Source organism: Streptomyces sp. NPDC048111, assembly GCF_043202815.1.
GTDB lineage: Bacteria > Actinomycetota > Actinomycetes > Streptomycetales > Streptomycetaceae > Streptomyces.
The window spans coordinates 26,154-44,884 of the sequence record NZ_JBIDBD010000004.1; the positions used below are offsets into that span (position 1 = coordinate 26,154).

General features: G+C 73.0%; 19 protein-coding genes and 1 pseudogene. 10 read left to right on the forward strand and 10 right to left on the reverse strand.

Features of this window, described 5'->3' with window-relative positions:
- The first annotated feature begins 41 nt into the window (after positions 1–41).
- Positions 42–953: an AzlC family ABC transporter permease gene (locus ACGF3I_RS10380; protein ID WP_393130234.1), complete on the forward strand. Its 912-nt coding sequence runs from the start codon at positions 42–44 to the stop codon at positions 951–953.
- Positions 950–1,258, forward strand: a complete 309-nt coding sequence (locus ACGF3I_RS10385) for an AzlD domain-containing protein (protein ID WP_393130235.1) — start codon at positions 950–952, stop codon at positions 1,256–1,258. Before ACGF3I_RS10380 ends, ACGF3I_RS10385 begins: the two co-directional genes overlap by 4 nt.
- 79 nt (positions 1,259–1,337) lie before the next feature.
- Here ACGF3I_RS10385 and ACGF3I_RS10390 read toward each other — a convergent pair whose 3' ends face one another.
- Positions 1,338–2,270, reverse strand: a complete 933-nt coding sequence (locus ACGF3I_RS10390) for a hypothetical protein (RefSeq protein ID WP_393130236.1) — start codon at positions 2,268–2,270, stop codon at positions 1,338–1,340.
- 80 nt (positions 2,271–2,350) lie between these two features.
- Here ACGF3I_RS10390 and ACGF3I_RS10395 point away from each other — a divergent pair, with 80 nt between their 5' ends.
- The 4 genes and pseudogenes from ACGF3I_RS10395 to recX all read left to right on the forward strand — a co-directional run.
- Complete coding sequence (locus ACGF3I_RS10395) at positions 2,351–2,545, forward strand: DUF3046 domain-containing protein (RefSeq protein WP_393130237.1); 195 nt, start codon at positions 2,351–2,353, stop codon at positions 2,543–2,545.
- Positions 2,546–3,011: 466 nt separating this feature from the next.
- The gene (locus ACGF3I_RS10400; RefSeq protein ID WP_393130614.1) at positions 3,012–4,085 is read left to right on the forward strand and encodes an AI-2E family transporter; all 1,074 of its coding nucleotides are present in this window, start codon (positions 3,012–3,014) and stop codon (positions 4,083–4,085) included.
- A gap of 216 nt (positions 4,086–4,301) precedes the next feature.
- The gene (gene recA, locus ACGF3I_RS10405) at positions 4,302–5,441 is read left to right on the forward strand and encodes a recombinase RecA (protein WP_393130238.1); all 1,140 of its coding nucleotides are present in this window, start codon (positions 4,302–4,304) and stop codon (positions 5,439–5,441) included.
- Positions 5,393–6,067 (forward strand): annotated as a pseudogene (recX, locus tag ACGF3I_RS10410) (recombination regulator RecX); the annotation flags it as partial. The gene recA and the pseudogene recX, both read left to right, overlap by 49 nt.
- Positions 6,068–6,114: 47 nt before the next feature.
- Here recX and ACGF3I_RS10415 read toward each other — a convergent pair.
- The 8 genes from ACGF3I_RS10415 to ACGF3I_RS10450 all read right to left on the reverse strand — a co-directional run bounded on the left by ACGF3I_RS10415 (position 6,115) and on the right by ACGF3I_RS10450 (position 12,629).
- Positions 6,115–6,534, reverse strand: a complete 420-nt coding sequence (locus tag ACGF3I_RS10415; RefSeq protein WP_393130239.1) for a rhodanese-like domain-containing protein — start codon at positions 6,532–6,534, stop codon at positions 6,115–6,117.
- Complete coding sequence (locus ACGF3I_RS10420) at positions 6,531–7,040, reverse strand: cysteine dioxygenase (protein WP_393130240.1); 510 nt, start codon at positions 7,038–7,040, stop codon at positions 6,531–6,533. Before ACGF3I_RS10420 ends, ACGF3I_RS10415 begins: the two co-directional genes overlap by 4 nt.
- A 131-nt stretch (positions 7,041–7,171) precedes the next feature.
- Complete coding sequence (locus ACGF3I_RS10425; protein WP_311307652.1) at positions 7,172–7,258, reverse strand: putative leader peptide; 87 nt, start codon at positions 7,256–7,258, stop codon at positions 7,172–7,174.
- Between the two features lie 120 nt (positions 7,259–7,378).
- Positions 7,379–9,022, reverse strand: a complete 1,644-nt coding sequence (locus ACGF3I_RS10430; protein WP_393130241.1) for an FAD-dependent monooxygenase — start codon at positions 9,020–9,022, stop codon at positions 7,379–7,381.
- Between the two features lie 143 nt (positions 9,023–9,165).
- Positions 9,166–10,080: an amino acid ABC transporter permease gene (locus tag ACGF3I_RS10435; RefSeq protein ID WP_393130242.1), complete on the reverse strand. Its 915-nt coding sequence runs from the start codon at positions 10,078–10,080 to the stop codon at positions 9,166–9,168.
- On the reverse strand, positions 10,077–10,724 hold the full coding sequence (locus ACGF3I_RS10440) for an amino acid ABC transporter permease (protein ID WP_393130243.1): 648 nt from the start codon (positions 10,722–10,724) through the stop codon (positions 10,077–10,079). Before ACGF3I_RS10440 ends, ACGF3I_RS10435 begins: the two co-directional genes overlap by 4 nt.
- Before the next feature lie 93 nt (positions 10,725–10,817).
- Entirely contained in the window at positions 10,818–11,738 is a 921-nt protein-coding gene (locus ACGF3I_RS10445) for a glutamate ABC transporter substrate-binding protein (RefSeq protein ID WP_393130244.1), read from the reverse strand.
- Between the two features lie 105 nt (positions 11,739–11,843).
- The gene (locus ACGF3I_RS10450; RefSeq protein ID WP_393130245.1) at positions 11,844–12,629 is read right to left on the reverse strand and encodes an amino acid ABC transporter ATP-binding protein; all 786 of its coding nucleotides are present in this window, start codon (positions 12,627–12,629) and stop codon (positions 11,844–11,846) included.
- A 295-nt stretch (positions 12,630–12,924) separates the two neighbouring features.
- Between ACGF3I_RS10450 and ACGF3I_RS10455 the strand changes: the two genes are divergently transcribed.
- Together ACGF3I_RS10455 and ACGF3I_RS10460 are read left to right on the forward strand one after the other, a co-directional pair.
- Positions 12,925–13,626 carry a response regulator transcription factor gene (locus tag ACGF3I_RS10455; RefSeq protein ID WP_393130246.1) on the forward strand — a complete coding sequence of 234 codons (702 nt, stop codon included), beginning with the start codon at positions 12,925–12,927 and terminating at the stop codon, positions 13,624–13,626.
- A gap of 15 nt (positions 13,627–13,641) precedes the next feature.
- Complete coding sequence (locus ACGF3I_RS10460; protein WP_393130247.1) at positions 13,642–15,045, forward strand: ATP-binding protein; 1,404 nt, start codon at positions 13,642–13,644, stop codon at positions 15,043–15,045.
- An 18-nt stretch (positions 15,046–15,063) separates the two neighbouring features.
- Here the strand turns inward: ACGF3I_RS10460 and ACGF3I_RS10465 are convergent, their stop codons facing one another.
- A complete protein-coding gene (locus ACGF3I_RS10465; RefSeq protein WP_393130248.1) occupies positions 15,064–16,059 on the reverse strand; it encodes a TAXI family TRAP transporter solute-binding subunit in 996 nt (331 codons plus the stop codon).
- 69 nt (positions 16,060–16,128) lie between these two features.
- Between ACGF3I_RS10465 and miaB the strand changes: the two genes are divergently transcribed.
- A complete protein-coding gene (miaB, locus tag ACGF3I_RS10470) occupies positions 16,129–17,616 on the forward strand; it encodes a tRNA (N6-isopentenyl adenosine(37)-C2)-methylthiotransferase MiaB (protein WP_393130249.1) in 1,488 nt (495 codons plus the stop codon).
- 260 nt (positions 17,617–17,876) lie between these two features.
- Positions 17,877–18,578 carry a class III extradiol dioxygenase subunit B-like domain-containing protein gene (locus ACGF3I_RS10475; protein WP_393130250.1) on the forward strand — a complete coding sequence of 234 codons (702 nt, stop codon included), beginning with the start codon at positions 17,877–17,879 and terminating at the stop codon, positions 18,576–18,578.
- The last annotated feature ends 153 nt before the right edge of the window (positions 18,579–18,731 follow it).

Consider the following 18,731-nt stretch of genomic DNA (forward strand, 5'->3'; position numbering starts at 1 on the left):
CGTACAAGAACGGGCCCGCCGCCCTCCTCTACCGTCCAGGCGTGGCAACGGAACAGACAGCATCCCCAGAGACCCGCACCGGAGCGGGAACCGGCGCCGGGGCACCTCCCGGCACCGAAGGACCCGCAGGCGCCCGAGAGCACGGCGGGACCCCCGAGCACGGCGGGACCAGGGAGCACGGCGGGACCAGCGAGCAGAGCGGGGCGCCCGGGCGGGACGACGCGGCCGTCGTCCGCGACGCCCTCGGCGTCGGCGTGGCGGTCGGGCTCTCGGGCTTCGCCTTCGGCGTCACCTCGGCCGGCTCGGGGCTCGGCCTCCTGCAGACCTGCGCCCTCAGCCTGCTCGTCTTCACCGGCGCCTCGCAGTTCGCCCTCGTCGGCGCCCTCGCGGCCGGCGGGAACCCCTTCACCGCGGCGGCCGGCGCCTTCTTCCTCGGCATCCGCAACGCCTTCTACGGGCTGCGCCTGTCCCAACTGCTCGCCCTGCCCAAGGCGTTGCGCCCGCTCGCCGCCCAGTGGGTCATCGACGAGACCACCGCCGTCACCCTCGCCCAGCCCACCCGGCGCGCCGCCCGCATCGGCTTCACCGTCACCGGCCTCACCCTCTACGTGCTGTGGAACCTGACCACCCTGGCCGGAGCGCTGGGCGCCCGCGCGCTCGGAGACACCGACGCCTGGGGGCTCGACGCCGCGAGCCCCGCCGTCTTCCTCGCCCTGCTCGCCCCCATGCTGAAGTCCGCGAGCGAACGCCTCACCGCCGCCCTCGCGGTCGTCCTCGTCCTCGGGCTGCTCCCGGTGCTGCCCGCCGGAGTGCCCGTCCTGGCCGCCGCGCTGGCCGCCCCCGCCGTGCTCTTCCTGAAGGGACGCCGCACACCGCCGGGCCGCCCCCAAAACGCCACCGGCGCACACGCCGGCACCGGAGCCGGGAACTCCCCGAAGGGACAAGCACGTTGAACGTCTGGATCGCCATCGCGGCCACCGCCCTCGGCTGCTACCTCGTCAAACTCCTGGGCCTGCTCGTCCCCGCGGGCGCCCTGGAACGCCCCCTGGTCCAGCGGCTGGCCGCACTGCTGCCGGTGGCCCTGCTGGCCGCGCTTACCGCACAGCAGACCTTCAGCACAGGCCACCAGGTCCTGCTCGACGCCCGGGCCGCCGGTCTCGCCGCGGCGGCCGTCGCCCTCGTCCTGCGCGCCCCGTTCCTGGTGATCGTCGGCGCCGCCGTGCTCGTCACCGCGGGCGCCCGGGCGCTGGGCGGCTGAGCCCGGCCCGGCTTTGTGCCCCGGACCCCACGCCCGGCCCCGTGCGCCCCGGCCCCGTACGCCCGGCGCGGGCGGGGCGTCAGCCGATCGTGCGGCCGTGGGCGCGCAGGGTGCGCAGCGCCTCGATCGTCACCATCGGACGGCATTCGAGGGACGTGCCCGGCGCCCACTGACGCCAGTGGACCGGCCAGCCCCCGTCCTCGCGCTGCTCGGCCTCCAGATGGTCGAGGGAGCGCCGCATCTCCTCGTCGGTGAACCAGCGCCGCGCCAGCGACTCCGGCACCCGCGCGAAGTCGTGCGGGAAGTGGTGCTCGCCCGGGGCGTACCCCTCGGCGACCGGTGCCTGCGCGATCCGCGCCGGGTCCAGCACCGCGAGCCGCTGCTCCCTGACGAGCCGGCCGAGCCGGTCGGCCGCGGCCTCCGCCCGGGAGCGGTCGGGCGCGCCGTCCAGGAACGCGACGGCCGCCTGCACCTCGTAGGGGTGCGACCTCTCCAGGGAGTCGACGGCCGCCCAGCAGAAGTCGGTGGCCCGGAAGAGCCAGGCGTGCCACACCTGGTTGCGGTGCAGCAGCCCCACCACGGGGCCCGTCGTCAGCAGCGCGCTGGGCGGGTCGTCGACGACCGGCACGAACGGCGCCGCCGGATAGCCGCGCTGCGAGGGGTGCACCGCGGGAAGCGCGCCGTCCCTGGTGGACACCTCCGTCAGATAGCGGCACACCCGCTCCACCCGCTGCCCGCCGAGCCGCCCCACCGAGTCCAGGACCTTCAGCGCGTGCGCGGTGTGCAGCGGCTGGCTGACGGGGCCGCGCAGATCGGGTTCGAGCGCGTGGCCGTAGCCGCCGTCGCCGCCCTGATAGGCACTCAGCGCCGTTTCGACGGCGTCGGCGTCGCTGCCGAGGAAGTGGTGGGCGTACCGGCGCTGTTCGAGCACCCTGGCCGTCAGCCAGATGAAGTGCCCGGCCCGCGCCAGCGGGGAGTCGGGGGAGTGGGGGGATGCTCCGGAACCAGCCATGTTCCAGACGGTAGGGCCCCCGGGGCCGCCGGACGGCCCGACGGCCCCGGCTGCACTCCCAGGGGCGGGATACTGGAGTCATGCGGTTGACGATTTTCTGGGAGCGGATGGCCGACCACTTCGGCGCCGGATACGCGGACTCCTTCGCGCGCGACCATGTGATGGCGGAACTGGGCGGGCGCACCGTGCACGAGGCGCTCGACGCGGGCTGGGAGGCCAAGGACGTCTGGCGGGCGGTCTGCGCCGCCGTGGACGTCCCCGCCGACCGCAGGTGAGCACGCGCGCGCGAATCCCCGCCCGGGCCCCGGCACTGGCCGGCGCCGCGGCCGGCCGCGGCCCCCGCACACCGGGGGACCCGCCTTCGGGTGAACGGCGCGGCCACGGGTGACGAGCGGCCCCCGCCGCCCGCCCGGGACCAGATGGCACCTGGCTGTCGGACGCATGGGCGAGACTTGCCCCGTGGCACCCACTGATGAGACCGACACCGACGACCGCGCCGCCGCCCGCCCCGCGGGCGGGCCGGCGGACCCCGACGAGCGCCGTGCCGAGCACCCGGCGGCGGCCCCCGGCGCCGGGCCGCAGGGCAGCCCGGCCGCGGGCCCGGCCAACGACCTCGCCGGCGAGGACGCGGACGGCTCGCAGGACGGCCGGGGTGACGGCGCCGGGGACGGCCGGGGCGGTGCGGCGGCCGGCCGCGGGGAGCCGCCCGCCGGGCCGGCGGGAGCGAGCGGCCCGGCCCGCATGCCGCGCTGGCTGCCGCGCGCCGTGGTCCTGGTGCTCGCCCTGTACGCCTGCTTCCAGCTGGGCAGCTGGGCCTTCCACCAGCTCATCGGGCTGCTGATCAACATCCTGATCGCGTTCTTCGTCGCGCTCGCCATGGAACCCGCCGTCGGCCGGATGGCGTCCCGCGGCATGCGCCGCGGCCTGGCCACCTTCCTGGTCTTCCTCGCCCTGGTGATCGCGACCGTCGGCTTCGTCGTGCTGCTCGGCTCGATGCTGGCGGGCCAGATCGTCGACATGGTCGAGCAGTTCCCCAAGTACCTCGACTCGGTGATCAACTGGATCAACCACACCTTCCACACCGACCTCTCCCGCGTCGAGGTGCAGGACAGCCTGCTGCACTCCGACTGGCTGCAGAAGTACGTCCAGAACAGCGCGACCGGCGTGCTCGACGTCTCCGCCACCGTCCTCGGCGGCCTCTTCCGGCTGCTGACGATCTTCCTGTTCTCGTTCTACTTCGCCGCCGACGGCCCCCGGCTGCGCCGCACGATCTGCTCCGTCCTGCCGCCGGCCCGGCAGGCCGAGGTGCTGCGGGCCTGGGAGATCGCGGTCGACAAGACCGGTGGCTACCTCTACTCGCGCGGCCTCATGGCCCTCATCTCCGGCATCGCGCACTACGTCCTGCTGCAGATCCTCGGCGTGCCCTACGCCCCCGCGCTCGCGGTCTGGGTGGGCCTGGTCTCCCAGTTCATCCCCACCATCGGCACCTACCTGGCGGGCGCCCTGCCCATGCTGCTCGCCTTCACCGTGAACCCCTGGTACGCGCTGTGGGTGCTCGGCTTCGTCGTGGTGTACCAGCAGTTCGAGAACTACATGCTCCAGCCCAAGCTCACCGCGAGGACCGTGGACATCCACCCCGCCGTAGCCTTCGGCTCGGTCATCGCCGGGACCGCCCTGATGGGCGCGGTCGGCGCCCTCATCGCCATCCCCGCGGTCGCGACCCTGCAGGCCTTCCTCGGCGCCTACGTGAAGCGCTACGACGTGACGGACGACCCGCGCGTGCACGGGCGGCACCGGACGCGCGGCGCGTCCTGACGCGCGGGGAACCGGTCGCTCCGCACCCGCGTGGTGCGCTTGACACCAAAATCGAACATCCATTCTCATGGGATTCCGGCCCTGTGCCAGCGAGGGTTCCCCCGCGTTTCCGGCGGAGTTGTCCACAGGCTGGAAGGACGTCGGAGCCCATTGTCAGTGGCAGGGGTTAGCGTCATTGACGTGAAGCGATCGACTCAAGCAAATCGGGTGGAACCCATGGCAGGAACCGACCGCGAGAAGGCGCTCGACGCCGCGCTCGCACAGATTGAACGGCAATTCGGCAAGGGCGCGGTCATGCGCCTGGGCGAGCGGCCCAATGAGCCCATCGAGGTCATCCCCACCGGGTCGACCGCGCTCGACGTGGCACTCGGCGTCGGCGGCCTGCCGCGCGGCCGCGTCGTGGAGGTCTACGGCCCGGAGTCCTCCGGCAAGACGACCCTGACGCTGCACGCGGTGGCCAACGCCCAGAAGGCCGGCGGCGCGGTGGCGTTCGTGGACGCGGAGCACGCCCTCGACCCCGAGTACGCCAAGAAGCTCGGCGTCGACATCGACAACCTGATCCTGTCCCAGCCGGACAACGGCGAGCAGGCCCTGGAAATCGTCGACATGCTGGTCCGCTCCGGCGCCCTCGACCTCATCGTCATCGACTCCGTCGCGGCCCTCGTGCCGCGCGCGGAGATCGAGGGCGAGATGGGCGACTCCCACGTGGGCCTCCAGGCCCGCCTCATGAGCCAGGCCCTCCGCAAGATCACCAGCGCGCTCAACCAGTCCAAGACCACCGCCATCTTCATCAACCAGCTCCGCGAGAAGATCGGCGTCATGTTCGGCTCCCCCGAGACCACCACCGGTGGCCGGGCCCTGAAGTTCTACGCCTCCGTGCGTCTGGACATCCGCCGTATCGAGACGCTCAAGGACGGCACCGACGCGGTCGGCAACCGCACCCGCGTCAAGGTCGTCAAGAACAAGGTCGCGCCGCCCTTCAAGCAGGCCGAGTTCGACATCCTCTACGGCCAGGGCATCAGCCGCGAGGGCGGCCTGATCGACATGGGCGTCGAGCACGGCTTCGTCCGCAAGGCCGGCGCCTGGTACACCTACGAGGGCGACCAGCTCGGCCAGGGCAAGGAGAACGCCCGCAACTTCCTCAAGGACAACCCCGACCTCGCCAACGAGATCGAGAGGAAGATCAAGGAGAAGCTGGGCGTCGGCGTCCGTCCCGAGCAGCCCGCCGACCCGGCCAAGGACGGCAAGGACACCAAGGACGCCGCCGGCGAGACGGCCCCCGCGGCCGACGCCGCCGCCGTGCCGGCCCCGGCCACCAAGGCCAAGACGGCCAAGGCCACCGCCGCCAAGAGCTGACCGTGACCCGCAGGACCGAATGGGCCGAACCCGAGGAGCAGGGCCCCCCGCGGGCCCGCTCCCGACGGCGCGGCCCCGAAGGAACGGGCGACGGCACCGACTCGTCGAGGGCCGAGAAGGAGCCGCCGTCACAGGACCCGGCTGAGCGGGCGCGGGCCATCTGCCTGCGCCTGCTCACCGGGACCCCCCGCACCCGCAGACAACTCGCCGACGCCCTCAAGAAACGCGAGATCCCCGACGAGATCTCCGAAGAAGTCCTCTCCCGCTTCGAAGAGGTCGGCCTGATCAACGACGCCGCCTTCGCCGACGCCTGGGTCGAGTCCCGCCACCACGGCCGGGGTCTCGCCCGTCGCGCCCTGGCACGCGAACTGCGCACCAAAGGCGTGGACTCCGCGGTCATCGACGAAGCCGTCGCCCAGCTCGACACCGACCAGGAGGAAGAGACCGCGCGCGAACTCGTGGCGCGCAAACTCCGCGGCACCCGCGGCCTCGACCGCGACCGCCGCATCCGCCGCCTCGCCGGCATGCTCGCCCGCAAGGGCTACCCCGAGGGCATGGCCCTCAGAGTGGTCCGCCAGGCACTGCAGAACGAGGGCGACGACGCGGACGACCTGTACGAGACCTGAGCCGTACGCGGCCGAGCCCCCGGCACGCCCGCGTACGGCCCCCTCGCTCAGCCCGTTTCCCGACCCGCCGGCGGGGTGACCGGAAGGCCCTCCGCCCGCCAGGCCTGGAACCCGCCGATCAGATCCGTCGCCCGACAGAGCCCCAACTGCCGCAACGACACCGCCGCGAGCGACGAGGCATATCCCTCGTTGCAGACCACCACCACCCGCAGACCGTGCCCCGTAGCCTCGGCCGCGCGATGGCTGCCCTGCGGATCCAGCCGCCACTCCAGCTCGTTGCGCTCCACCACCAGCGCCCCCGGAATCAACCCGTCCCGCTCCCGCAGCGCCGCATAACGGATGTCCACCAACAGCGCCCCCTCGGCCGCCTCGGCGAACGCCTCCCGCGCCGTCACCCGGTCAAGGCCGGTCCGGACGCGTGCGAGGAGCTCGTCGATGCCCTCCGGCCGTTCGTGTTGCGCGCTCACTGCCAGTCCTCCGGACGCTCGACCTGCTCGACCCGCAGCACCGCGCCCGTCCGGCTGTAGCGCCGGATCAGCGGCAGCGGCGGAAAATAGGCGTGCACCGAGACCGCGTGCTCGGACGCCGACTCGTTCCTCACCTCGTGCACATGGTGCGGCCCGAACGCCCGGCTCCGTCCCGGCCCCAACTGCCGTGAACGGTCCACCCCTTCGGCCAGCTCCAGGGTCTTCCAGCCCTCCGTGGGCAGCCGCGCCGCGAGCGAGTCCTCGCGCAGCACACCGGCCGCCGTGGCGAACGCCCCGTGCGAGCCGCCGTGGTCGTGCCAGCCCGTCCCGGTCCCCGGCGGCCAGCCGATCAACCAGGCCTCACTTCCGCCCGGACCGTCCAGACGGATCCAGGTGCGCCCCTCGGGATCGAGCGGCAACGAGGCGATGAGAGCGGTGTCCTGGGCGGTACGCCGGGCGAAGGCGAGCAACTCCGCCTCGGTCGGCGTGGCCGGGGGCGGGGGCACGGCTGTGGAAGTACGCGTGGACGTGCTGGGGGAAGGCGACACGGAGGACCGTCCTGAGGGAGTTCGCGAAGGCGCGCGCACGGCCGACGGCGTCACAGGGCGCGGCGGCACGGCGCGGGGGAGAAGGCGAATCAGCAGGACGGACGACACACGCAGCCCGCATAGCGGAGCAGGTCCATATGGACCCTCCGCCACAGGCGCACATCGGTGTCGGTCACGTTCCGGAGTAGACCATGGACGCCCGCGACGGTCAATCGGCCCCTCGCACAGGGCAGATCACAGCTGACAGATCTCAGATGATGGACGTCACCGGCCGACCGGCCCCGGCCCGCCGGCCCCTATCGGCCCACCTCGGTGGGCCGAAGCCGCTCCGCCGTCTCCGGCCGCCCGCCGTCGTCCTCCGCCCCGGCCCCGCCCGCTCCGCCACCCCCGCCGCACGCGTCCGCCGCCGCACGCAGGTCCGCCGGGTGGACGCCGTTGAACGCCGCCACCAGATGGCCGTCGGGGCGTACCAGCAGCACCGCATGGGCCGGAGCGCCCGGGTAGTCCTCCGCCACCAGGAGTTCCGCGTCCTGCGCGAGCCCGGACACCGCCTCGTCCAGCGCGGGCATCACCCCGGCCGTCAGCCAGTGGCGCCGGTCCCACACCGCCGTGCCCGGCGCCACCAGGACCACCAGCAGCCGGCCCGTGCCGAGCCGGCCCCACAGCGTCGCGGCCGAGCCGTCCGGAGCGGTGACCGGCACGTCCGCCGCCGGTGCGCCCGGCTCCGTACCCACCGTGAGGTGCGAGGCGGCCGGCTCCGGGGCGAGCGGTGAGCGGGCGTACGCGGGCGCCGCGCCGAGCGGACCGCGCCCCAGGTGCCCGTCGGTCACCAGCGCGTCATGGCCCCGGCCGGACCCGGGCACCCACCCCCGCACACCCGCCCCGCCCCGCAGGATCGGCAGCGACTGGTCCGCCGCCCGCAGCCGGGCCGCGACCGCGGAACGCCGTTCCTCCTGGTAGCTGTCGAGCAGGACCTCCGAGGCCCCGTGGTGCCAGGCCGCGGCCAGCTTCCAGGCGAGGTTCTGGGCGTCGCGCAGCCCCTCGTCGAGCGCCTGGGTGCCGAGCGCGCCCAGCAGGTGCGCGGCGTCCCCGGCGAGGAAGGCGCGGCGCACCCGCCAGCGCCTGGCCAGCCGGTGGTGCACCGTGTGGACACCGGTGTCGAGCAGCTCGTACGGCACGACCTCGCCGCACCAGCCCGCCAGTGTGTCGCGGACCCGCCCCAACAGGGCGTCGGGGGTGACCAGTTCGGCGCGCGGCGGCAGCAGCCAGTCCACGCGCCACGCTCCGTCCCCGAGCGGCCGGGCCGTCACCTCGTCGCCGCCCGCCCGCCACGGCGGCAGCCGGTGCAGCACCTCGTGGCCGGGCCACGGCAGTTCGGCGCGCAGGGCCACCACCGCCTGGCGCTCCACCGCGGTGCGGCCGGTGAAACGGATGTCGAGGAGTTTGCGGACCGTGGAGCGCGCACCGTCGCAGCCCACCGCGAAGCTGCCGCGCCACCAGCTTCCACCCGGTCCCGAGGTGTGCGCGGAGACGCCCGTCGCGTCCTGCTCCAGGCCGTCCAGGCGGCTGTCCGTCACGATCCGTACCAGGCCCGACGCGGCCAGCGCCTCGCGCAGCCCGCGGGTCAGGGCGTGCTGCGCCAGGTGGACGGGGGACGGCTGCGCCGCGGGGCCCTCGCCGAACGCGACCTCGCGCACCAGCCGGCCCCGCCGCATCGATCGCAGACCCGCCCAGCGCGCCCCTTCCTCGCGCACCGCGCGGCAGCCCAGGCGCGCCACGAACGACGCCGTCTCCGGGCGCAGTACGACCGTGCGCACCGCTCGGGGCTCCTCGTTGCCCGGCCCCTCGTCCAGGACGACGGACGGCACGCCCTGCGCGGCGAGGGACAGCGCGAGCGCCAGGCCCACCGGACCGGCGCCGACGACGATCACCGGGTCCACGGCGTGGCCCCCGAGACGCGTCGGGGCGGCTTGCAGGTGGCGCGAGGAACCCGGTGCACGATCACAGAACGTATGCAACCCACTGCGCGTGCTTGCGTCAAGTGACGGAGGCAGCGACGCGGACGTCACTGCCTCATATGCCGTCAGTTCGTGGTGGCAGGCGCCCCGTCCGGCCCTTCGGCCCCCGTTTCGGCCCGTACCGCGGCCGGACCGTCGGCCGTGATCGGCGCGGCGGCCGTGCCCATGGCGATGCCGGTCTTCGCCCGGCGCCCCCGCTTCTCGATCCAGGTGGCGAGCGCCGAGAGCAGCAGGCACATCGCCACGTAGATCGTGCCGATCACCACGATCGTCGACACATACGGGTACTGGCCGTTGACCTGCGTGTTGCTCGCGATCAGACGGGCCGTCTGCAGCAGTTCCGGGTACAGGATGATGAAGCCGAGCGAGGTGTCCTTGAGGGTCACGACGAGCTGGCTGATGATCGTCGGCAGCATCGCCCGGACGGCCTGCGGCATCAGGACGCTGATCATGACCTGCGTCTTGCTCATGCCGAGCGCGTACGCGGCCTCGCGCTGGCCCCTGGGCACCGCGTTGACACCGGCGCGCAGCACCTCCGCCTGCACACAGCCGTTGTAGATCGACAGACCGAGCGCCAGCGCCCACATCGAGTAGTCGGTGAGGAAGCCGACCCAGACCGCGTAGATCGTGATGAGCAGCGGGATGGAGCGGAACAGCTCGATGAACGCGGTCGCCGCCCACCGCACCGGCTTGTGGTCGGACAGCCGGCCGACGGCCAGCAGCACGCCCAGGACCAGCGAGCCGACCGCGGCGAGACCGAACGCCTTGAGCGTGGCGAGCACCGCGTCCGCGATGTTCTGCCGGATGCCGGCGTAGTTGAAGATGTCCCACATCGCGTAGTCGAGGTGGCCCTTGTCCGCGAGCCGCACGACCGCCACGGCGATCAGCGCGAGCAGGGCGAGGGAGCCGACGGCGGCGTAGATCCGGTTGCGCAGGACGGCCCGGGGGCCCGGCGCGTCGAACAGAACGCTGGCACTCATCGGGCGACCTCCATGCGGCGCTCAAGGAGACGGAAGAGACCGCTCATGGCGAACGTGATGACCAGGTAGCCGAGGGCGACGAAGAGGAAGACCGGGACGATGTCGTAGCCGTCCTCGCTCATCAGCTTCTGCCAGCCGAACATCTCGGTCACGCTGAAGGCACCGGCGATCGCCGAGTTCTTGGTGAGCGCGATGAAGATCGAGCTCAGCGGCGGGATGACCGTCCGGGTCGCCTGCGGCAGCACGATCAGGCTCAGGGTCTGCGGGAAGGACATGCCGAGCGAACGCGCCGCCTCCGCCTGCCCCAGCGGCACCGTGCTGATGCCGGACCTGACGGCCTCGCACACGAACGACGCGGTGTAGAAGCCGAGCGCCAGCGAGCCGAGCAGGAACGGGCTCATACCGGGGAAGAAGATCTCCGGGACCACGAAGAAGAACACCAGGAAGAGCAGCGTCAGCGGGGTGTTGCGCAGCAGCGTCACCCAGGCGGTGCCGAAGAACCGCAGGGGCGGCACGGGCGAGACCCGGAATCCGGCGAGCAGCAGCCCGAGGACCAGGGCGATGACCGAACTGACGGCGGTGATCTCCACGGTGCCTATGAAGCCGTCGCGGAACTCCGCGAAATGGTCGAGCAGTACGTTCATGGGGTCTCCGCGTCGGCGGGCAGCGGCTGGGGCGTCGGGTGGGGCGGGGCCGGGCGCCCCGTACCGGGTACGGGGCGCCCGGAGCGGCGTCGGTCAGTAACGCGCGACGGCCGGCGGGGCCTGGTACGTCGAGCCGGACAGCCCGAGCGTCGCGTCGTAGATCTTCTTGTAGGTGCCGTCCTGCTCGTGCTTTTCGAGCGAGGAGTTGATGAAGTCGCGCAGCGCCTTGTCGTCCTTGTTCATGCCGACGCCGTACGGCTCCTCGGTGAACGGCTTGCCGACCACGTGGAGCTTGCCCGAGTTCTTCGCCGCGTAGCCCTTGAGGATCGCGTCGTCGGTGGTGACCGCGTCGACCTGCTTGGACAGGAGCTGCTGCACGCAGTCGGAGTACTTGGCGAGCTCGACGACGGACGCGCCGTACTCGGGCTTCTTGATCTCCTGGAGCGGCGTGGAGCCGACGATCGAGCAGACCTTCTTGCCCTTGACCGTGTCCTTGCCCGTGATGGAGGTGTCGTCCTTGCGGATCAGCAGGTCGGCGCCCGCCTTGTAGTACGGACCGGCGAACCCGACCTGCTTCTTGCGCTTGTCGTTGATCGTGTAGGTGCCGACGTAGTAGTCGACCTGGCCCTTGGAGATCGCGGTCTCGCGCACGCCGGAGTCGACGGTCTTCCACTCGATCTGGTCGGCCTTGAAGCCCAGGTCCGCCGCGATCATCTTGGCGATCTCGACGTCGAAGCCGGAGCGCTCCTTGGTCGACTGGTCCTCGAAGCCGAGGTAGGGCTGGTCGGCCTTGGAGCCGATGATCAGCTTGCCGCGCGCCTTGGCCGCCTTGAAGGTCGGCGAGTCGAGCGTGACGTTCGAGGCGACGGTGTACGTCGGCAGCTGCGGCGCGCCGCTGGCGCCGGGCTGGGCGGACTGCTTGTCGCCGGCCGAGCCGGACTTGCCGCCACAGGCGGTCGCGGTCAGGGCGAACACGGCGATCGCCGCGACGGCGGCGGACTTGCGGAGCATCATGGCGAACATTCCTTGCGTCGTTGGTCGGTGGGCGTCACGGCGTCGTCGAAGGACCCTCAACCGCCCGCGGAACACGGGGGGTTGACGGAGCGGGCCGCCTGGCCGTCAGTGGTGCAGGATCTTCGAGAGGAAGTCCTTGGCCCGGTCGCTGCGCGGGTTGCTGAAGAACTGGTCGGGCGTGGCCTCCTCGACGATCCTGCCGTCGGCCATGAAGACGACCCGGTTGGCCGCGGAACGGGCGAAGCCCATCTCGTGGGTGACCACGACCATCGTCATGCCGTCCCGCGCCAGCTGCTGCATGACTTCGAGGACCTCGTTGATCATCTCCGGGTCGAGCGCCGAGGTGGGCTCGTCGAAGAGCATCACCTTCGGGTCCATCGCCAACGCCCGTGCGATCGCCACGCGTTGCTGCTGGCCGCCGGAGAGCTGCGCCGGGTACTTGTCGGCCTGGGTGCCCACACCGACCCGGTCGAGCAGGGCATGGGCCTTCTCCGCGGCGAGAGGCTTCTCCGTCTTGCGGACCTTCACCTGACCCAGCATGACGTTCTCGAGCACCGTCTTGTGGGCGAAGAGGTTGAACGACTGGAAGACCATGCCGACGTCGGCGCGCAGCCGTGCCAGCTCCTTGCCCTCCTGGGGCAGCGGCCTGCCGTCGATCGAGATCGTCCCGGAATCGATCGTCTCCAGGCGGTTGATGGTGCGGCACAGCGTGGACTTCCCGGACCCGGAGGGCCCGATGACGACGACGACCTCGCCGCGGGCGATGGTCAGGTCGATGTCCTGGAGCACATGCAGCGCGCCGAAGTGCTTGTTGACGTTGTTCAGCACGACCAGGTCACCCGACGCGGGTACGGCGTCCTCGGTCCCCTTGGCCACTGATACTCCGCTCATCGGCTTCTTGCTCCGTCCTCCTCGGTTGGGGAGGAACGTAGTGGGGAGTTGTGACCAGCGTCATTACATCTGAGCTGAACTTGAGCATAACGATCCGGTTGCGCGGAAGCACTCTGGGTGAGCGCGCCCCCCGGCCCAATACCGGCTCCGTAACGGATGATGCGCAAGGGCGGGCGCCCCCTTGACCGAAGTGGCGCCCATGGGCGTGGATGCGGGGGTACGTGCCGTGATGCGGCCGGTGGACACACGGTGCGCGGGACCCCGGGGGACGGGGCGCCCGCAGGGAAGGGGGGTCATGAGACTGCTGCTCGTCGAGGACGACGACCACGTGGCCGCCGCCCTGTCCGCGGTGCTCGCCAAGCACGGCTTCGAGGTGAAGCACGCCCGCAACGGCGAGGAGGCGCTCCAGGCCCTGCTGCCCGACGAGCGCTGCGCCCGGCCCCCCTTCGGGGTGGTCCTGCTCGACCTGGGACTGCCCGACCAGGACGGCTACGAGGTGTGCGGCAAGATCCGCAAGCGCACCTCCATCCCCGTGATCATGGTGACCGCCCGGGCGGACGTCCGCTCGCGCATCCACGGCCTCAACCTGGGCGCCGACGACTACGTGGTCAAGCCGTACGACACCGGCGAGCTCATCGCCCGCATCCACGCGGTCATCCGGCGCCCCGCCCCCGGCGGCCGGCCCGAGTCGGCGCAGAGCGAACTGCGCCTGGGCCGCGTGCAGATCGAGCTGCCCACCCGCCGGGTGAGCGTGGACGGCGAGGGCGTGCAGCTGACCCGCAAGGAGTTCGACCTGCTCGCGCTCCTCGCCCAGCGCCCCGGCGTCGTCTTCCGCCGCGAACAGATCATCAGCGAGGTGTGGCGCACCAGTTGGGAAGGCACCGGCCGCACCCTCGAAGTGCACGTCGCCTCGCTGCGCTCCAAACTCCGCATGCCCGCACTGATCGAGACGGTGCGCGGCGTGGGCTACCGGCTCGTCGCGCCGGCCGCCCTCTGAGGCCCGAGCAGCCCGGTGCGCACCCGCCTCCTGCCCCTCCTCATCTTCCTGCTCGCGCTCGTCCTGGTCGCGTTCGGGTTCCCGCTCGCCCTGAGCGTGGCCCACGCTCAGCAGCAGCGCGTCGTGGTCGACCGCATCGACGACACCGCCCGCTTCGCGGCCCTCGCCCAGTTCGTCACCGCCCCCGACGGCGACGACACCAACAGCGCGGAGCGCCTGACCACCTTGGAGGAGGAACTGTCGCGCTACTCCTCGCTGTACGGGATCAGGGCGGGGGTGTTCTTCCGCAACGGCAGCGCCATGGCGAGCGCCCCGCGCGGCTGGCGCGTGCCCGCCAAGGGGCAGGGGATCCTGGCGTTCAACGAGGCGCTCGCCGGGCGCCGCAGCCACGACCCGGCCCAGGTCTGGCCGTGGCAGCAGGGCCGTCTGGTGGTGGCCTCGCCCGTGGTGCGCGAGGGCGACGTGATCGCGGTCGTGGTCACCGACTCGCCCACCGGCCGCATGCGCTCGGGCACCCTGCGCGGCTGGCTCCTGATCGGGGCGGGCGAGGTGGCGGCGATGCTCCTGGCGGTCGGCGCGGCGGTCCGCCTGACGGGCTGGGTCCTGCGTCCCGTGCGCGTCCTGGACGCCGTCACCCATGACATCGCCACCGGACGCATGAAGTCCCGGGTGGCCGCCGCCGGCGGGCCGCCCGAACTGCGCAGGCTGGCCCGCTCGTTCAACGAGATGGCCGACAACGTCGAGGAAGTCCTCGAACAGCAGCGGGCGTTCGTCGCCGACGCCTCGCACCAGCTGCGCAACCCGCTGTCCGCCCTGCTGCTGCGCATCGAACTCCTCGCGCTCGAACTCCCCGAGGGCAACGAGGAGATCGCCTCCGTACGCACCGAGGGCAAACGCCTGGCGCAGGTCCTCGACGACCTCCTCGGCCTCGCACTCGCCGAACACGCCGCGGCCGACCTCCAGCTCACCGACATCGGCGCGCTGGCCGCCGAGCGCGTCGCGGCCTGGCGCCCCCTCGCCGAGGCCGGCGGCGTACGGCTGTACGCGGACGGCATGGCGGCCGCCACCGGCTGGGCGGACCCGGTGGCGCTCTCCAGTGCCCTGGACGCGGTGATCGACAACGCGCTGAAGTTCACCCCCGAGGGCGAGGAGGTCCGCGTCACCGTCGGCGTGGACGGGCCCAGGACCAGCGTGACGGTCGCCGACCGCGGCCCCGGGCTCTCCGACGAGGAACTGGGCCGCGTCGGCGACCGGTTCTGGCGCGCGGGCCGCCACCAGAACGTCAAGGGCTCGGGCCTCGGCCTGTCCATCTCCCGCGCTCTGCTCGCGGCCGGCGGCGGCACCATCGCCTACGCCCACCACGCACCGCGCGGCCTGAGCGTGACCGTCACGGTGCCGCGCACCCAGCCCGAGGGCTGAGGGCCGCGGCCCGGGAGGCTACGGCTTCACCGAGCGGTAGTAGTCGCGCGCCCCCTCGTGCAGCGGCAGCGGATCCGTGTAGATCGCGGTACGCAGATCGACCAGCTGCGCCGCGTGCACCACGCGCCCGATGCGGTCCCGGCTGTTGATCACCGTGCGGGTGAAGCCCTCGGTGAGCGCCGTGTCGGTGCGGTCCGTGGTCACCAGCAGGTTCGCCACCGCGATCGTCGGCACGGGCACGCCGCGCTGCGCCTTGGGGTAGGCGTCGGCGGGCATCGTGGCCGCCCGGTAGTAACCGGTGCTGCCGTCCGCCTGGTGCAGCGCCGACACCAGGCCGGCCAGCGGGACCAGCCGGACCGGATACGCCTCGGACAGCTTGAGCACGGCGTTGGTGGGCAGGCCGCCGGACCAGAAGAACGCGTCGATCTGCTGGTTGCGCAGCAGATCGGGCATGGTGTCGATGCCGGTGGGCACGGCCTTGACGTCCTTGTGCGGGTCGAGCCCCGCGGCCTGGAGCAGCCGGTCGGCGAGCAGCCGCACCCCCGAGCCGTCCTGGCCGACGGCGACCCGCCTGCCGCGCAGGTCGGCGGCCGAGCGCACGGGGGAGCCCTGGGGCACCACCAGCTGGACGTAGTCGTCGTACAGCCGCGCGCAGCCGCGCAGCCGGTCCGCGCCGGGCGCCCCGTCCTTGCGGAACTTGTCGACGGAGTCCGCGGTCGCGATGGTGAAGTCGGAGACGCCGTCGGCCAGGCGCTGGAGGTTCTGCTGCGAGCCCTGACTGGTGCGCAGATTGACCTGGACGTCCGGAAGGTCGGCGGCCAGGGCCTGCTGGAGGAGTTCGCCGTAGCGCTGGTAGACCCCGGTGCGTACGCCCGTACTGAAGTCGATCTTCCCCGTGGGGGCCGGTCCGCCGAACGGGAGCAGCCACCACAGGAGCAGCCCGAGGGCCGCCAGGACGGCCGCGGCCGCCGTCAGGGCGCGGCGGCGGGCGGGCCGGGACAGTGCGGGGAGCATGGCTGGATCCTGCCAGTTCACCGCCCGCGAGGACCAGGGGGTGGTGGGCCCCGTACCCTGGGGGGCGAGATGAGTGCGAAGACTTACGAGGTGCGCACCTACGGGTGCCAGATGAACGTCCACGACTCCGAGCGGCTGTCCGGCCTCCTCGAGGGAGCCGGCTACGTCCGCGCGCCCGAGGGCGCCGACGGGGATGCCGATGTCGTCGTCTTCAACACCTGCGCGGTGCGGGAGAACGCCGACAACAAGCTGTACGGCAATCTCGGCCGGCTCGCGCCGATGAAGACGAAGCGGCCCGGCATGCAGATCGCCGTCGGCGGCTGCCTGGCCCAGAAGGACCGCGACACCATCGTGCAGCGGGCCCCCTGGGTCGATGTCGTCTTCGGCACGCACAACATCGGGAAGCTGCCGGTGCTGCTGGAGCGGGCGCGCGTCCAGGAGGAGGCGCAGGTCGAGATCGCCGAGTCCCTGGAGGCGTTCCCCTCGACGCTGCCGACCCGCCGCGAGTCCGCCTACGCGGCGTGGGTGTCCATCTCGGTGGGCTGCAACAACACCTGCACCTTCTGCATCGTCCCGGCGCTGCGCGGCAAGGAGAAGGACCGCCGTCCCGGCGACATCCTCGCCGAGATCGAGGCACTGGTCGCCGAGGGCGTCAGCGAGATCACCCTGCTCGGGCAGAACGTCAACGCCTACGGCTCGGACATCGGCGACCGCGAGGCCTTCAGCAAGCTGCTGCGCGCCTGCGGCTCCGTCGAGGGCCTGGAGCGGGTCCGCTTCACCTCCCCGCACCCGCGCGACTTCACGGACGACGTCATCGCCGCGATGGCCGAGACGCCGAACGTGATGCCGCAGCTGCACATGCCGCTGCAGTCCGGCTCGGACACCGTCCTCAAGGCGATGCGCCGCTCCTACCGGCAGGACCGCTTCCTCGGGATCATCGAGAAGGTGCGCGCCGCGATCCCGCACGCCGCCATCTCCACCGACATCATCGTGGGCTTCCCCGGCGAGACCGAGGAGGACTTCGAGCAGACCCTGCACACCGTCCGCGAGGCCCGCTTCGCGAGCGCGTTCACCTTCCAGTACTCCAAGCGCCCCGGCACGCCCGCGGCGACCATGGAGGGACAGGTCCCCAAGGAGGTCGTGCAGGAGCGCTACATGCGCCTGGCCGCCCTCCAGGAGGAGATCTCCTGGGAGGAGAACAAGAAGCAGGTCGGCCGGGTCATCGAGGTCATGGTCGCCGAGGGCGAGGGCCGCAAGGACGGCTCCACCCGGCGCCTGTCCGGCCGCGCCCCCGACAACCGCCTGGTCCACTTCACCAAGCCAGACCAGGAGGTGCGCCCGGGCGACGTGGTGACCGTCGAGGTCACCTACGCGGCCCCGCACCACCTGCTCGCCGAGGGCCCCACCACCGCCGTGCGCCGCACCCGCGCGGGCGACGCCTGGGAGAGGCGCAACGCCGCTCCCGCGCAGAAGCCCGCCGGCGTGCTGCTCGGCCTGCCCTCCATCGGCGCCCCCGCGCCGCTGCCCGAGCCCACGGGCGGCTGCTCGGTCCTGTAGGTCCGCGCACGGCCCGGCCGGGCCCCGATCCGGTTCCGGTGCCGTCCCGGTCCGGCCCGGCCCCGGTTCGGTCCGGCCTCGCGACGGCCCTGTCGTGGTGCCTGCCGGCAGCTGGGCCGTCGGCCTCGGCCCGTGCGTGACGGCTTGGCCGCCCCACCCGTCGGCGGGCGGCTCGTCGAGGCGGCCCCGCCCCGCGGCTGCGGCGCCGCATTGCGCGGGCGGCAGGGCCGGGGCCCGGGAACGCGGCTAGGCTGCGGATCATGCTCGTAGCCGCCGCTGTCTGCCCCTGCCCGCCGCTCCTCGTGCCCGACGTGGCCGCAGGCGCCGCGCCGGAACTCGACGCGGCCCGTGACGCCTGCGCCGACGCCGTCGGCGTCCTCGCCGCCTCCCGCCCCGACCTGCTGGTGGTCGTCGGACCGGCCGAGCAGGGCGCCGCGTTCCGCGAGGGCGCGACCGGGTCGTTCGCCGGGTACGGGGTGGACCTCTCGGTACGCCTCGGCCCGGCCGCGCCCACCGCCGAACGGCTCCCGGCGTCGCTCGCGGTCGGCGCCTGGCTCCTGGAGCGCGCCGGCTGGACGGACGGGCCCGTCGAAGGACTCGCCGTCGCCGAACAGCTGGAGCCCCGCTCGTGCCTGGCCGCCGGCGAAGACCTCGCGGCGCGGGCGCAGCGGGTAGCGCTGCTCGTCCTCGGCGACGGCAGCGCCTGCCGCACGCTGAAGGCGCCCGGCTACCTCGACGAGCGCGCGGCCGGTTTCGACGAGGCCGCCTCCGGCGCCCTGGGCGCCGCCGACACAGCCGCCCTGGCCGGCCTCGACGCCGGCCTCGCCCACGAGCTGAAGGCGGCCGGGCGCGCACCCTGGCAGGTACTGGCGGGCGCGGGCGCCCGCGCCGGGCTCGGCGGACGGCTCCTCTACGAGGACGCGCCCTACGGAGTGGGCTACTTCGTCGCCGTCTGGTCCTGACCCCGCGCGGGCGGAGCGCGCGCCGGACGGCGGAACGCCGGAGGGGGGGGGGGGGGGGGGGGCGGGCCAGGCCGCCCCCCCGCGCCCCGCGGGGGGCCGCCGCGCGCCGCCCCCGCCCCCCCCCCCGCGGGGGGGGGGGGGGGCGGCGGGGCG

What these genes read in the sequence shown, in the direction of transcription:
- ACGF3I_RS10390 (WP_393130236.1), bottom strand. Translation starts at nt 2,270, where the DNA reads ATGGCTGGTTCCGGAGCATCCCCCCACTCCCCCGACTCCCCGCTGGCG.
- ACGF3I_RS10395 (WP_393130237.1), top strand. Translation starts at nt 2,351, where the DNA reads ATGCGGTTGACGATTTTCTGGGAGCGGATGGCCGACCACTTCGGCGCC.
- ACGF3I_RS10400 (WP_393130614.1), top strand. Translation starts at nt 3,012, where the DNA reads ATGCCGCGCTGGCTGCCGCGCGCCGTGGTCCTGGTGCTCGCCCTGTAC.
- recA (WP_393130238.1), top strand. Translation starts at nt 4,302, where the DNA reads ATGGCAGGAACCGACCGCGAGAAGGCGCTCGACGCCGCGCTCGCACAG.
- ACGF3I_RS10435 (WP_393130242.1), bottom strand. Translation starts at nt 10,080, where the DNA reads ATGAGTGCCAGCGTTCTGTTCGACGCGCCGGGCCCCCGGGCCGTCCTG.
- ACGF3I_RS10440 (WP_393130243.1), bottom strand. Translation starts at nt 10,724, where the DNA reads ATGAACGTACTGCTCGACCATTTCGCGGAGTTCCGCGACGGCTTCATA.
- ACGF3I_RS10445 (WP_393130244.1), bottom strand. Translation starts at nt 11,738, where the DNA reads ATGATGCTCCGCAAGTCCGCCGCCGTCGCGGCGATCGCCGTGTTCGCC.
- ACGF3I_RS10450 (WP_393130245.1), bottom strand. Translation starts at nt 12,629, where the DNA reads ATGAGCGGAGTATCAGTGGCCAAGGGGACCGAGGACGCCGTACCCGCG.
- ACGF3I_RS10455 (WP_393130246.1), top strand. Translation starts at nt 12,925, where the DNA reads ATGAGACTGCTGCTCGTCGAGGACGACGACCACGTGGCCGCCGCCCTG.
- ACGF3I_RS10465 (WP_393130248.1), bottom strand. Translation starts at nt 16,059, where the DNA reads ATGCTCCCCGCACTGTCCCGGCCCGCCCGCCGCCGCGCCCTGACGGCG.
- miaB (WP_393130249.1), top strand. Translation starts at nt 16,129, where the DNA reads ATGAGTGCGAAGACTTACGAGGTGCGCACCTACGGGTGCCAGATGAAC.
- ACGF3I_RS10475 (WP_393130250.1), top strand. Translation starts at nt 17,877, where the DNA reads ATGCTCGTAGCCGCCGCTGTCTGCCCCTGCCCGCCGCTCCTCGTGCCC.